The organism is Sutcliffiella sp. NPDC057660, assembly GCF_042800035.1.
In the GTDB taxonomy this organism is placed as follows: domain Bacteria; phylum Bacillota; class Bacilli; order Bacillales; family Bacillaceae_I; genus Sutcliffiella_A.
In genome coordinates this window covers 67,546-81,417 of the sequence record NZ_JBHVHV010000003.1, presented here as the reverse complement: position 1 = coordinate 81,417, position 13,872 = coordinate 67,546, and the positions used below count along the sequence as shown (strand labels likewise).

At 38.7% G+C, this 13,872-nt stretch carries 15 protein-coding genes, 2 pseudogenes and 1 riboswitch; of the genes and pseudogenes, 3 read left to right on the top strand and 14 right to left on the bottom strand.

The window, feature by feature from the left end; all coding sequences use genetic code 11:
* Positions 1-5 precede the first annotated feature (5 nt).
* From ACFVAD_RS03645 to ACFVAD_RS03630, 4 genes are all read right to left on the bottom strand, one after another.
* Positions 6-1,079, bottom strand: coding sequence for a Ger(x)C family spore germination protein (locus tag ACFVAD_RS03645; RefSeq protein ID WP_386636203.1), 1,074 nt, complete (start codon positions 1,077-1,079; stop codon positions 6-8).
* Positions 1,066-2,160: a GerAB/ArcD/ProY family transporter gene (locus ACFVAD_RS03640; protein WP_386636599.1), complete on the bottom strand. Its 1,095-nt coding sequence runs from the start codon at positions 2,158-2,160 to the stop codon at positions 1,066-1,068. Before ACFVAD_RS03640 ends, ACFVAD_RS03645 begins: the two co-directional genes overlap by 14 nt.
* A gap of 30 nt (positions 2,161-2,190) precedes the next feature.
* On the bottom strand, positions 2,191-3,621 hold the full coding sequence (locus tag ACFVAD_RS03635) for a spore germination protein (RefSeq protein WP_386636597.1): 1,431 nt from the start codon (positions 3,619-3,621) through the stop codon (positions 2,191-2,193).
* A 251-nt stretch (positions 3,622-3,872) separates the two neighbouring features.
* Entirely contained in the window at positions 3,873-4,205 is a 333-nt protein-coding gene (locus ACFVAD_RS03630) for a hypothetical protein (protein WP_386636201.1), read from the bottom strand.
* 206 nt (positions 4,206-4,411) lie between these two features.
* Here ACFVAD_RS03630 and ACFVAD_RS03625 point away from each other — a divergent pair, with 206 nt between their 5' ends.
* Positions 4,412-4,885, top strand: coding sequence for a sigma-70 family RNA polymerase sigma factor (locus tag ACFVAD_RS03625; protein WP_386636199.1), 474 nt, complete (start codon positions 4,412-4,414; stop codon positions 4,883-4,885).
* A gap of 52 nt (positions 4,886-4,937) precedes the next feature.
* Here ACFVAD_RS03625 and ACFVAD_RS03620 read toward each other — a convergent pair whose 3' ends face one another.
* On the bottom strand, positions 4,938-5,132 hold the full coding sequence (locus tag ACFVAD_RS03620; protein WP_386636197.1) for a hypothetical protein: 195 nt from the start codon (positions 5,130-5,132) through the stop codon (positions 4,938-4,940).
* A gap of 349 nt (positions 5,133-5,481) precedes the next feature.
* On the opposite strand from ACFVAD_RS03620, the gene ACFVAD_RS03615 reads away from it, so the two are divergent.
* Positions 5,482-5,658, top strand: a complete 177-nt coding sequence (locus ACFVAD_RS03615; protein WP_386636195.1) for a YkvS family protein — start codon at positions 5,482-5,484, stop codon at positions 5,656-5,658.
* A 96-nt stretch (positions 5,659-5,754) separates the two neighbouring features.
* Here the strand turns inward: ACFVAD_RS03615 and ACFVAD_RS03610 are convergent, their stop codons facing one another.
* From ACFVAD_RS03610 to ACFVAD_RS03590, 5 genes and pseudogenes are all read right to left on the bottom strand, one after another.
* On the bottom strand, positions 5,755-6,069 hold the full coding sequence (locus ACFVAD_RS03610) for an AbrB/MazE/SpoVT family DNA-binding domain-containing protein (protein WP_224838724.1): 315 nt from the start codon (positions 6,067-6,069) through the stop codon (positions 5,755-5,757).
* A gap of 89 nt (positions 6,070-6,158) precedes the next feature.
* Positions 6,159-6,827 (bottom strand): oxidoreductase, encoded by a 669-nt coding sequence (locus tag ACFVAD_RS03605; RefSeq protein WP_386636192.1) that lies wholly within the window; start codon positions 6,825-6,827, stop codon positions 6,159-6,161.
* Positions 6,828-6,886: 59 nt separating this feature from the next.
* Positions 6,887-7,900 (bottom strand): DUF3231 family protein, encoded by a 1,014-nt coding sequence (locus ACFVAD_RS03600; RefSeq protein WP_386636190.1) that lies wholly within the window; start codon positions 7,898-7,900, stop codon positions 6,887-6,889.
* A 50-nt stretch (positions 7,901-7,950) separates the two neighbouring features.
* Positions 7,951-8,155, bottom strand: a pseudogene (locus ACFVAD_RS03595) (hypothetical protein).
* A 126-nt stretch (positions 8,156-8,281) separates the two neighbouring features.
* Positions 8,282-8,506: pseudogene (locus tag ACFVAD_RS03590) on the bottom strand (tunnelling fold family protein); the annotation flags it as partial.
* Between the two features lie 62 nt (positions 8,507-8,568).
* Between ACFVAD_RS03590 and ACFVAD_RS03585 the strand changes: the two are divergent.
* Positions 8,569-10,320: an AAA family ATPase gene (locus tag ACFVAD_RS03585; RefSeq protein WP_386636188.1), complete on the top strand. Its 1,752-nt coding sequence runs from the start codon at positions 8,569-8,571 to the stop codon at positions 10,318-10,320.
* Positions 10,321-11,298: 978 nt separating this feature from the next.
* Here the strand turns inward: ACFVAD_RS03585 and queF are convergent.
* Genes queF through queC form a run of 4 tightly spaced genes read right to left on the bottom strand, consistent with a single transcriptional unit; the run spans position 11,299 to position 13,645 of the window.
* Positions 11,299-11,796, bottom strand: a complete 498-nt coding sequence (gene queF / locus ACFVAD_RS03580; RefSeq protein WP_204418261.1) for a preQ(1) synthase — start codon at positions 11,794-11,796, stop codon at positions 11,299-11,301.
* An 18-nt stretch (positions 11,797-11,814) separates the two neighbouring features.
* The gene (gene queE / locus ACFVAD_RS03575; protein WP_386636185.1) at positions 11,815-12,534 is read right to left on the bottom strand and encodes a 7-carboxy-7-deazaguanine synthase QueE; all 720 of its coding nucleotides are present in this window, start codon (positions 12,532-12,534) and stop codon (positions 11,815-11,817) included.
* On the bottom strand, positions 12,531-12,977 hold the full coding sequence (gene queD, locus ACFVAD_RS03570; RefSeq protein ID WP_386636183.1) for a 6-carboxytetrahydropterin synthase QueD: 447 nt from the start codon (positions 12,975-12,977) through the stop codon (positions 12,531-12,533). Before queD ends, queE begins: the two co-directional genes overlap by 4 nt.
* Positions 12,974-13,645, bottom strand: a complete 672-nt coding sequence (gene queC, locus ACFVAD_RS03565; RefSeq protein WP_386636181.1) for a 7-cyano-7-deazaguanine synthase QueC — start codon at positions 13,643-13,645, stop codon at positions 12,974-12,976. The genes queD and queC overlap by 4 nt, the downstream gene beginning before the upstream one ends.
* A gap of 129 nt (positions 13,646-13,774) precedes the next feature.
* A riboswitch (PreQ1 riboswitch) is annotated at positions 13,775-13,820 on the bottom strand.
* Positions 13,821-13,872: the final 52 nt, after the last annotated feature.

Genomic DNA, 13,872 nt, shown 5'->3' with positions numbered 1-13,872 from the left:
TTTCCTTATTCCGTAATACCGGTTCCGATTATTCTCACTTCGGACGTTACTATTATTTTTACATTTGGATACTGCTCTTCCCATTTTTTAAAATCAAACCCTCTTTTTCGGGATTTGGCTTCATAACCAAAGCCGACAGGATCGACATTTTCCTTTTGAAAGGAAATGATCAATTCGGATGACTTCTTTTCGAGATCCTTTTCGAACGCTTTCTGGAACTCTTTAATCTTTTTAGGATCCACCTTTCCCCCGGAATACTCTCTGACAAGCCCATCCATTTTGAGATGAACATGAAATTGGGGTTCACCATTTTTCCATTTCACCTCAACCTTTCTTTTTGTTTTGATACTTCTTAAAGCAACGTATTCCTCTTTGTTGGGCAATTTAATTGTAAGTGCTCCATCTGTATAATCATCCACAAGAAATTTAAAATAGAAAAGCTGCTCATTTGGGACGATAGTTGCGAGCTTTCCCTTCTTCATCACAACCGCCCCGATTATCATAACCTTTCCATCGACCAATTTAAGATAAGGAAGATTCGGGTCTTTCCCTTTCTGATAAAAGTCGGACAGAAAAACATGTAAGTTAGTGGTCGGTACATCCCTGCGTTCTATATTATGTTTAAGGAGATTGGCTAAATAATTCCCTGTTCCCTCTGTTCCATAATTCCCTTCTAATATTTCCTTAACCTGACCATCCACGACTGACAGATATAGACCAGTCCCTATACTTGCATCCCTTTGTAGGGCATCGATTAGTTTTACTATTCCTTTTTCGGCTAATTCATTGTTAAAAAGAACTACTTCCAAGCTACCGTTTACAATGGGTGCTGATGATTTTTTCTGTAGCTCACTTAATAGATTCCTATTCATATTTGCTACAGCAGAAAACGTTTCATTTGAAATGGATTTATCCGCCTGATAAATCGGAATGACGAAAGTCCCCATTACATCATCACCTTCAACAAGATCAAACCCCTCAACACTCTCGATATTGATATCGTCAACGATTTCCTTTTCCAAGCATCCTGTAAGGAGAAAAATGCAAAATGTGAAAATACTACATTTACGCAGAAGCATTTGCTTTCCTCTCCTTTCTCCAATTTGCAAAAGATACTATTCCAAACAGGACCGGGATATATACATACCCCATGTAGAACCCGATCTGCCCCAAATAGTTATTCAACTCATTGATGAGTTTCCTATCTTCAAACAATTGCATCACACAAAAAACTAATATTGTGATAATGATGAGGGTGGTTCTGTGCTTGGTATGGAAGACTCGTTTAGCCAGACGGCTGGAGCACCAAAGAAACACACATACGTTGGGAAGTATGATAAGGCACCAGTTTGCTATCCCTATATACTCCATCCGTTCAACAAATGGCAGCTCAATGATTTTCCAGATGGAAAGTGTAGCCCAAATATTTTTCTCCAGTTTGCCTTCACTGAAATAGGCAAAGGTTACAAGTGTAAGGAATAGGTAAAGAAAAGAAGTCGCAAAAACTCCGAGATGAGCCCACTTTTTTGATTTTTCAGGATTGCTTACAAACGGATAGAAAATGAGCAGGGTTTCAAACCCCAGCATACTTAAGGTCATATCCTTCCCTGATATCAAGATGTCTTTAATTGGGTGATCGAATATGGGTAAAAGATTTCTGAAATCGGCATATTTCAAAGGTAGGATTAGCGTCAATACCAGATAAGAAGGTAGAACGACTCCCATGAAGGAGATTCCGGTAATCACCCTGAAACCCCCGGTAATAATGTAATAGACGAGAATCAGGAAGAACAAGGAAAACAGCCAAGTCTTAAAATCGGGAAAAAGCCAAACCTGAATCACTTCTATATAGGTTCTGAGTACTGTTACCGTTGTAAAAATAAAATATACAACAAATAAGAGATTGAAAAGGTTCCCAATCCACTTTCCAAATGCCAATCGGTGGGCACTCGCAAGATCCCCGTTACTCTTTTCACAAATTTTATAGATGAAATAGATAATGAAGTTCGTGTATAACCCAAATATAATTATTCCTATCCAGGCATCATATCCGGCAGACATTGCAATAATCCTCTGGAAGCCTAGTGCCCCAACCCCAAACTGTGTGCTATGAATCAGAAAAAACACTAAAAAAGGTGAAACCTGAAACTTCTTTGGCACCTGTTGCAATGTACTGCCTCCCTTCATTGGCTACTCGCCATCAATATCCTTTGGTTTCCGTTTCTTTTTCATTGCCATTCTCTCTTTTTTCTGCGTTCTTAATTGATTAGGCCGTTTAGTTTGAAAGGAAAATGGAAAGCGCAATAAAGCATCTTTCATATCTTGGACTCGCGGCGGATAGATCGGCTCCAAGTACGGCTTGTTCAAAGAAGTTAATCTTAATAGATGGGTAGCAAGTATGCAAAAGCAAAAGACTATGCCGAGCAATCCCCATAACTCAGCAAACAATAAGAATGGGAACCTTAATAGGCGGATGGTATTACCCATTTTGTAAACAGGAGTTGTAAAGGAGGCCAGTGCAGCCAGGGCTACGATAATGAGTAGTACATTACTCGTAAGCCCAGCTTCCACCGAGGCCGTTCCAATTACGATCCCGCCCACGATACCGATAGTTTGACCTACTTTTGTCGGTAATCGGGCTCCAGCTTCTCTTAATAATTCGATTGTCAATTCCAAGAAAATCGCCTCCAGTATCGGGGGCAATGGTACCTCTCTTCTGGATGAAATCAACGTGCTTAGCAAATCTTTTGGAATAAGCTCATAATGGTAGGTCAGAACGGCAACATAGACCGGAGTCACCAAGATGGAAAAGGCAACGCCGAAAAGTCGTATTAACCGGAAGAAAGAAGACAGCCAATAGCTTAAATAGTAATCCTCGAATGAGGAGAAGAATTCTACTAGTGTTGTTGGCCCGATCAGTCCATGTGGGGACCCGTCCACCATGATTACCACCTTCCCTTCAACTAAAGCGGAAGTAACACGGTCAGGCCTTTCCGTATCCAAAAGCAACGGAAATATTGTATTTGCATTATCAGAGATTAGCTGAGTAATATAGGAACTATCATTAATATGGTCGTACTGGACTTCTGATAGGCGTTCTTTGACGGTCGCTACATTATTTGTATTTGTGATGCCATCGATGTAGAGAATGGCTATTTTCGTTCTTGATATTGATCCTAATTGCTGCTGTTCCACCGTCAGCATCGGAGTTTTCAGCCTTCTTCGAATCAGGTTCAAATTAGAATCGATATTTTCTACAAATGACTCTTTCGGGCCGATTACACTGAATTCCACTTCAGGTAAGGAAACCGCACGTGTTTGAACAAACTCTGATCTCACAAGTAATCCTATCTGATCATGTTCATGAATTTGGATGAACATAAACCCGGATAGCATCTTATCCCTAATTTCATTTGAATCCTTTGAAATGGATACCACTTCAATTGGAAGTAGACTTTTTAGATCCTCCAGACTATTCCAGGGTTTTGTTGTAATAACATGAAGAATATCCCGATGCAAGAAATCAGTATCTATAAGAGTGAAATAGTAGTTCACCCAAACTTTTTTTCTTCCATCCTCCGTATTACATGTGAAACGGAGGAAATCAACTGACTTATTCATCTGAGCAATCAGTTCATTTACTGTCAAATTTTCGACAAGTCCTGAATCGGATTTAGATTTGGTTTTTGATTTAAAAAGCTTTTGAAAAACATTCTTCAACCTAAACCCTCCTCTGACCATTCTTGTATATGTTATTTTTCCTAGAAAGCGCCTTAATATACAATAAAATCCAATGCACTTCTTTCCGGATTTGCATGATTACGCAAAAAAAAAATAAAGAGCCCGCATAAGGACTCTTCATTTAACAACTATTATCTTTGTGGACGTCTGATAATCTCCACCACATCAAATAATCGAATATGGTACGTGTTTTTATCTATATCTTTAATCGTCAGCCTGTTTGCTTTATATCGGAAGGATTGGATCCGCCCTGTTATCTGTATAACATCACCTTCAAACCATATGGACATCTTTATCATCTCTTTTGCCATATAGATATGACGCAGGAGCTTTTTTATGTACTGGATATCGGGGACATTTTCCGGAAACAATAGGAACCCCTGTACAGTCTTCTCCTGATCATTCTTCCATAAGTACATCTGTTGGTTGGTCAGCTTATTTTCATTTTCCTTTTTATGCTCCATGGCCATTACCCCTTTTTCTATTAAATTCTTTGTATTTCAATGCAGGTAACCTCCATTTTCCAAATAACACCATTGAAAACTTAATAAACTACCTATTTGACTAAGCACATACCATTTATTCTGAGATGTGCAGGATTAATAAAAACACCCTACATTGTAAGTACCGCGGAATAATGAAGAGCCGGCTTTTCAAAAGGATCACAGACATGAAGGAACCCTTTGAAGAGGTACTAAAGCAATTTACTCCCATGATTCATCATATTATCCATTCGCTTCACATTTATAAAAATCAAGATTATTACTTGCAGGAGGGTATGATTGCACTCTGGGAAGCTACTGTTACTTTTGAAGCGGAAAAAGGAGCATTTACTTCCTATGCATATTCCACCATTCGGGGAAAATTGCTTAATTACCTAAAAAAAGAAATCAAGTTTGCAGCGACAGAAGAGCCTTCTGACGATTTTAAATTGGATGCCATCCCCTACCATGAATCCACCATTAGGGAAGACATGGAAGCCTACACTCAGAATCTTACAGAAAATCAAAGAAAATGGCTAGTAGAATATATCATAAATAATAAGAAAATAGAGGAAATTGCCTTTGAGACAGGGGCGACAGCGAGTGCAGTGAAATCCTGGAGAAGAGGGGCGTTAAGAAATTTAAAAAATGTGATGCTATAGTAAATGGGATAACAACGGTTTTTACCCGCTGTTATCCCATTTAAGATAAGGTTCAGCTTCTTGCCTCTTGCATGTATTGGTAGATCACTTCGCCATTATGTTTTGCAATTCCCCGAAAATGCTTAAAGTCGTCTCTGGAGACGAGCACTTTTCGGAACTCCATGAACTCCTCTTTTGTCACCAGATATTGATGAAGTTCACCATTTTTCAATTTATCCAGAATTTCTGCAGCCAACTCTTCGTTCATGACCTTTCCTCACCTTCGTCTCTCATATGTCAAGATTATTATTATAATATCGTATTATTTCAGAAAAGGCTTCATTTGAAAAGAAAAAACCCCTTCTTTTTTTGGAGAAGGGATTCTATGGGGGATAAGGAATAAAATGATTAGAGTTAATGTGCTCTTCACAAATTATTACTCCCTTCATAATATGCCCATTAATAATAAGTGTTACAGTTAAATTAAATGAAAATTTAGAAAAAACTATCTTCAAACTATTTACGTTTTTACAAAAATAATGCAAAATGTATATAATAACTTTTTTAATCCATTCTTTAGTATTTAACATATACAAAACTTTTTAAGGAGAGAGAAGATGAAAAAGGCAGAAGTGGGGAATATTATTGAATTTAGAGAAGGTTTGCAAGGAGTAGTAGAAAAGGTGAATGAAAACTCTGTTATAGTCGATCTGACTTACATGAATAACTATCGTGATCTGGAGCTGGAACAAAGAACAGTTGTCAATCATAAAAACTACAAGGTCATAGGATAATACTGATACAATTCAAATGCTCTGGATTTCCATTACCAGAGAAGGAAAAGGAAGTTGCCAAATGCAATCTTCCTTTTTTGCTCTGTGTTTCACCAATTAACCCAATTCCTCTTCTAAAATATCTAATACAACCGCACTTTTTTCCTTATCAAGTTTTACAGTAAAATGGGTTTCTTCGCTTATATTCAGGTTTCTTCTGATTTCTACGGGTATATTCACTTTTCCATTATTCGAAACGACGGACTCGTTGAATACATGTTGTTCTTCGATCGGCTTCATCACTAAGCCCAGCGGTTTTTCCATAATCATCAATACATCGCCATCAGAAATTTCCAGCTGTTCTCTTATTGTTTTGGGAATGGTTAAATGGCCAGATTTTCGAATTCTCCGCAATTCCTTATAATGGCACATGATATACACTCCTATTTTTTTAAATGTATTCCCTTATATTTCAAATAGAAAACGAAAATTGCAGATGTTACAGGAAAAACTAACATTAGTCATAGGCTGCCTATCTTTTGTATTAGATCTGACTCTACAAGGTGTACTCCATTTTTACTATTTTTCATAAATGCAACCATTGCTTTTGCCACTACTTTGCCTTCAACGGACCTGTATTTTATTAGTTTTCCTATCAATATAGGCTGTATTGCTTTTCCGAGCCATTCTCCCATTTTCTCACCTGGTCGAAATTCCTTTCTGTCTCCCAAGAGCAAAGAAGGTCGGAAGAAATAGGTAGATGGGATTCCGATACCGCTTACCGCCTCTTCCATCTGACCTTTAATTCTATTATAAAAAAAACGGGATTCAGAGTCTGCGCCAATTGCAGAAACGACGGCAATCCTTTGTACACCCTGAGCATTTGCCAGTCTTGCTGCTTCTACGACATAATCATGGTCGACCTTAATAAAATTTTCCTTTGATCCTGCCTTCTTGCGAGTGGTGCCTAAGCAGATGAATACTTCATCAACCTGAAACGCTCCCGTATTTTCGGAAAGCCTTGAGAAGTCTGTAACTACTTCCTTCAGCTTAGGATGTTTTAGGCTGGTCGGCCTTCTCACTAATGTACAAACGGTTTCGTATTCTGAATTTTCCAAAATCTCATTCGTCAACTGACTCCCGATCAATCCTGTAGACCCAAGGATTAAAGCATTCTTTTTCTTATTCATAAAGTTTCTCCTCTTCCTAATTCTATTCTCTTTATATCAAATCCTTCAAATTCCTACAACTAATGAGCTTTGTCAGCCAATCTGTTCCGGTCTGCTGTGGAAGGCGGTTTTTCCATCCATAAGTTTTTCACCATAAGATCTGCACCTTCTTTAGCAAGCAGCGCTACTTCGGAAGACAACTTTTCATACTTAATGACCAGATCGCTTCTTTGGCTTGCAGCAGCGGCTGTTGCGTAATTGCCTATACCTGCTGCCGTCATGAGACTTGTATGAAACATCATAAGCTTATCAGAAAATGGCGGTAAGGTTGATGCGGTAATGGAAAAATCGGAAGACATCGGGCCCTGCACATCATCCTTAGTCAACGTATTTATAAATGTATGAATATGATTTTTAGCCAATTGCTTCGCTTTTTTCATATATTCCCGCACGTCTTCATTCATCGCACATTGGGAAAAGGCTGTACTTAGCATCATCCCTATCTGGTTTGTCTCAATATTCATACTCAGATGAGTAACTTCTATTGCATTAAGAGTTCGTTTGTAAATAAAAGGGTTTATTCCACTGAAGTATTTCGTGGACTCGACCATCTCGGCTTTTGATGGGATTGTCGTGTATGGTTTCTTTACATACAGCCCTTTTTCAAGCAGAAGATCTGTCACGTTTTGAAAAATATCTACTGTTTTGAGAAGGAAGGTTTGATATAAGGAACGAATATCTTTCCGCGATACTGTTGCAAGACAGCCTCCATATGTAACCAAACCGATTTTAGCCATTTGAAGGACGTAAAACAGCTTGAAAGTATCCGCAAATAGACGAGGTGCTTTGAGATTAAGGTCATTTTCAGAGAAAGCGATCGGCAGCGGATATTGTTCCTTCCAAAAAATATGTTTGATTTCTTGTTCATTATCCGAGGCTATATCATAGGCCTCTGCAATCACCTTTCGTATTTCAGGATCCTCGACATATTCAAGGTAGTATTTTAACACATAAACAGACATTGAATTATTAAGGTATAACGTCCATAGTGTACTGATTTCTGCGCATGAAAGCTTCACCATCTCATGAGACATTCTGAATTCCTCCTTTTGTCAGTATTTATTATTTTCACCTTCTTCCCTTTTTAGCAAAAAAAAAATGAGCGTGGGCCAAAACTAAAAAATGCTGACAAAACACTAACAATATAGGGATCGGCTCTAAATACCGCTATTGATTTCCGTGCAAGACTTCGCTTTCCGCGGGTGACCCGTGAGCCTCCTCGGCTTCGCCTGCGGGGTCTCACATTGGCCACTTCTCCCGCAGGAGTCTTCGTCTTGCACTCCAATCAACCGCTGGTTTAACCTATAAACTAAACGCATACTCGAAAAAAGACCCGAACTAATTTGATTTAAAAATTCAAATTAGTTCGGGTTTTATTTAGACTAAATCACTTTTGTCTCAGCCTCTAACGGGTATTAACGGTTATCTATCTTTTCAGGGTAGAGGTCATGGTTCATCAGTCTGTATTGTGCCATTTCCTCATATTTTGTTCCCGGTTTTCCATAGTTTGTGTACGGATCGATGCTGATGCCGCCACGCGGGGTGAATTTCCCCCATACTTCGATATAGCGAGGGTCCATCAATTCAATCAGGTCATTCATGATGATATTCATGCAGTCCTCGTGAAAGTCCCAGAGGTTATTTGTATATATATCGGTAAACTAGTATAATATGTAAAAACATGAAACCTATGGAGGAAATAATGAAAATTCAAAGCATTACTGTTAAGGGGTATCGTTCTATTGGGATTTATCCTCCTCTAAAACTAGATCTTGGTGAGTTAACTGTACTAACAGGAGCAAATAATTCTGGTAAGACTTCTGCTTTAATAGCATGTTTTTTAAGTACACAAATAATTACAAATAGCAGAATTGGAGAGTCTATACAATTTAGAAGGTTAGCTGCTTTAGAGGGTAGTAGATTTTTTGATGAAGTGGAAGGACAACTAACAGACCACCCAACTGTAAAATATGAAGTTCAACTTAATCAAATTCAAATTAACAAAATTTTCGATGTAAAGAAGAGAGTATTAGAAAAATACCTCTCTCAACTTAATGCTATAGAGATCTATGTCACGATTGAGGCAGTGAATGAGTTTTTAAGAGATTTAAAGATTACTCTTAATGTTTTATTTGACCCTAGCAGCTACTTATTTTTGCAGATTAATGATTTTGTTGATAAAGAATTATTCAATTCCTTTTGCTTCAACTATTTCAATTATAGTGAAGACAGTAAAATTGGCGAATTTTTAGAATTCACAGAACACCTATACGAATTAGTTATTGAATATGGAGTGCGAGATTTTTTTCAAAATCTGGATTCTTTACTAATTCCTAGCAGCACTAGAGATAAACTATTTAATCAAAAATTGGAAGAAATAGACGTTAATAAAGAAGTCACATCTGAATTAGTTGAGTTTTTCAAAGAAATAAGCAAGGAAGAAAGTAGAAGGAACGGAGAATTCAGGAGATTCTTTGATTATTGTAAAGTTTTATTTCCAGACCTAGAAAGAATTGAAATAGATAATCCTGTTAGTGAATTTATTAAAGAAGACCTTTTCCTCTCTTGGACAAAGAATAAGATACTACAAAGACATCCTTTAAGTAGAAGTGGAGCAGGAATAACAAATGTTTTATACATGATATCAAAACTGCTTAGAAAGCACACTAACACAAGTATAGTTTTCGTCGATGAACCTGAAAATGGTTTACATCCAAAACTACAAGTAAGATTCTTAAAATTACTTAAAATGCTCTCCAGAGAGTTCGAGTTGCGTGTTATCCTCTCAACTCATTCACCTTTTCTTATGCAAAAATTAAAAGTTAAAGATAAATTGTACTTAATTGAACATGACGGAAACAAAACAACTAGTCGTCTTGTTGATTTAGAAAAAAAGGAGGAAGCCTTTCACGCTTTAGGTTCCTATCTTCCTCTATCATTAACCGCTAACGGACTTATTTTTGTAGAGGGACAAACTGAAGTAAAAGTATTGACTACCCTTTTGGATAAAGCAGATTTGGATATTGAGAATGAAGGATTACTAATTGTTCCTTTAGGAGGGGAAAACTTATTTGCAATTCCTCCAAGAGACTTAAAAAAAATCCATGATAAATGCATTGTTATTATTGATAGTGATTTACGAAAAAGCATAGAAGAAGGCGGAAATATTAAATCATCAAAGTTGAATTATGAGCAGGAATGCAATGCTGCCGACGTAAGTTGTGTTTTATTAAAAGAGTATAGAACTATTGAAAACATGTATCCAAAAGAAATCCTCGCTAGTGTACTGAATACAGTCATCGAGAACCTTAATCACAGTAATTTCGATGAGATACCTGAATTACCTAATAGTAGGAAGGCTCTCATCGGAGAGAAAGTCGCAGAAGAAATGTCAAAGGAACAGGCATTAGTCTTTCCTTTGATAAAGAAAATAATTGAATGGTGGAAGGATTAATAAATTTACACAATAGAATTGAGTTCTCTCTGTCAAGTACATCTCTTAAAACTGAATAGAGCAGATCCTTGAACAATTCATCAATGCCCCTGCGTCACTAACAGATGCAACATTAGAAGAATATATATAAATAGCAATTACTGCGAATATTCATACCTACCTTAGTTCCCATATTTTGACTACCGTTATCTTGGTGGTCTTTTTTATGTATTAAGACCCAAGCAATGTATACACATTTAAACAGCCTCTTTTGAAATAAAAGAAGGATATTATTGGTTGAGAACTAATTCTGGTGAATTCGTTACATTCAGCTCTTTATAATAAAGAGAGTCTCATAATTATGAGACTACTCATTCGTCGGACACTCCCTCTTCAGGAGGATAATATGAAATCAAGAAACCTAAAGTTAACTCTGCCGCAAAATCTTGCAAAAGAAATGGAAGTGCAAGCAACTGTTGTTAGCCCAGATCGTAAATAAAGCAAAAATCAAGCGCTGCTTCCATCTTGCGCACTAAATGATCGTTTGGCACAAGCTGGTCTAACGCAACCATCTCTAGTTGATCTCGTTGGATAGGATTGTTTTTCGAAAACATCTTTATCACCTCACGTGTTATCTATATATTTTTTAAAATACACGTGGTTATCGTTCCACAAAAAGTTTAGAAAACTCAGTTGATTGGAGTGGAAGGCACGGAGACTCCTGCGGGAGGAAGGGACAAGGGAGACCCCGCAGACGCGCAGCGTCGAGGAGGCTCCCGGACCGCCCGCGGAAAGCGCAGTGCCTGGAACGGAAATCAACGGGCTTTATTATACTGATACAAAAAAACTGTAGACAACCTCGAATCATCACGAGTTTGTCTACAGTCTGAGGTATCTCATATAAAGATACCTTTTATTATGCTGGTCACATCATATTATTTTAGTCACATTCTTGGTCACTGATTAATCAAAATATGTGACAAGAATTTAAAACGGTTATTAACGGTTATCTATCTTTTCAGGATAGAGGTCATGGTTCATCAGTCTGTATTGCGCCATTTCCTCATATTTGGTTCCCGGTTTTCCGTAGTTTGTGTACGGATCGATGCTGATGCCCCCACGCGGGGTAAATTTGCCCCATACTTCGATATAGCGCGGGTCCATCAATTCAATCAAGTCATTCATGATGATATTCATGCAATCCTCATGGAAATCTCCGTGGTTGCGGAAGCTGAAAAGATAGAGCTTCAGTGATTTGCTTTCCACCATCAGTTCTCCCGGAATATAGCTGATATAGATGGTTGCAAAATCGGGTTGATTGGTTTTCGGGCATAGGCTGGTGAACTCAGGGCAGTTGAATTTGACAAAATAGTCCCTGTTCGGGTGCTTGTTTTCAAATGTCTCCAGGACATCCGGAGAGTAGTTGAATAGATAGCTTGTTCCTTGGTTTCCTAAAAGGGTGACACCTTCAAGTTCATGATCTTTTCTTCCTGACATATTTAACACTCCTCTGATCTATACCCCCCGCTTGTTTCCCCATACAAGGGTATGCAGCTGCGGCAGCACTCTTACATTATTCAGTTCCTCGTCTTGCATCACTTCTTCGATCAGCCATTCGTACTGAGCCAGAAGCTTTTGAATCAATTTATCATTATCCTCTGTGACGGTGTCGTCGTTCCCCACCTGCACAAAAAAGGATAACTGCGGATATCTGTTATGGACTTTTTTAGCATAAGCCAAATCGTCTTTATTAAACACTACGACCTTCAATGATGTCTGTTCTGCTTTTATACGTGAGATGATAGCATCAAGCACATTAAAATCAGTTTCTATCAAGGAGCTTGGCGGTTTTGGGGAAATGGTCAGATCATCAATATCAGAGAGCCAATCCTGCCACCTGCTGCCTTGAGTCTCAAGTGCGACCTGAATATTGTTCTGGTGTAAGAGCTCTACAAGCTCTCCCATGTTTTTTAACAAAGCCGGATTACCGCCGGATATGGTAACATGGTTGAATTTCTTACCACCAATCCCTACCAAGCGCTCCCAAATCTCTTCAGGAGTCAGCAGAAGGATATCAGCCTTTGCACTGCCATCCCATGTGAATGCTGAATCACACCAGGAACATTGATAATCACAGCCAGAGGTCCGTACAAACATGGTTTTTCTACCGATGACCATCCCTTCCCCTTGCACGGTAGGTCCAAAAATCTCTAATACTGGTAGTTTGGTACTCATTGATCCTTCTTCCCTTTCTTCTTCGGGCGATAGACCACATAGCTGGTAGGTGTTTCACGTACAAATACCTGCAGGCAAGTCGGTTTATTGGGAAGTCCCGCCAAATGGTTCTCGATTGTCTCCCACATGACCCTCGCCACTACTTCCGTTGTCGGAAAGTAGTCGGGGTTGTCAGAGCGGAAAACATCTACATGGTCATTTAAAATGGTATGGTCAAACTTATCATGTAAAAGCACCTTCAGATCTTTGAAATTAACCAAAAAACCAGCTTCATCAAGATCATCCCCGCCAACTGTAACATTGACAAAGTAAGTATGCCCATGGACCTGCTTGCATTTTCCAGCCGCATCAGAGGGGATATAGTGTGCGGCTGCAATATGCATATCCTTATTGAGTTCATATTGGAAATCATGAAAAACCTGTGGATACATCTGTTGCATCATGAGGACACAACCCCTTTATCCTTTATTGCCAGATACTCATCGAGTCCACGCTTTCGAAGTTTACATGCCGGGCACTCCCCACATCCATCTGAAATGACTCCATTATAGCATGTCAAGGTTTTGGTTCTTACGAAATCCAGGGCACCCAATTCATCTGCCAGCTGCCAGGTTTCCGCTTTGTTCAGCCACATCAATGGTGTATCAATGACAAATGGGTAATCCATGGAAAGGTTGAGTGTGACATTCATGGATTTGATGAAAACATCCCTGCAGTCGGGGTAGCCGCTGAAATCCGTTTCACATACACCGGTAACAATATGCTTTGCACCCATCTGCTTGGCTGCAACTGCTGCAAAGGATAGGAATAGCAGGTTTCTTCCATCCACAAATGTGCTAGGAAGTTCGCCTTCTTTTTCCTCAATCTCAATATCAGATCGAGTTAGAGCATTTGGAGTCAACTGACTTAAGAGTGACATATCCAGCACACGATGATTCACTCCGAGCTCTTTCGCAATGCCCTTGGCACATTCTATCTCCAATTCATGCCGCTGACCGTAATGGAAGGTTACAGCTTCCACTTCAGCAAATTCACGCATTGCCCATAGTAAGCAAGTTGTGCTATCCTGGCCGCCGCTGAATACTACCATCGCCTTCTCTTGTCTTTTCATGGTAAAAACCTCTCCTTACATACGAACTAATTCTATTTAAAACAGAAAAAACGCTACCTGATTATGGAGGCTAGCGTATAACATCGGAACAAATAAAAAAAACTATATCCTAAGGAATATAGTTATGTTCAGTCCTTAGTTTTTTATAGAGGGTATTTGCTAGAACCTCTCCTACTGCAACCAGTTGCGTAGACTTTATTCAATTCAACTTTGATACTATAACATAT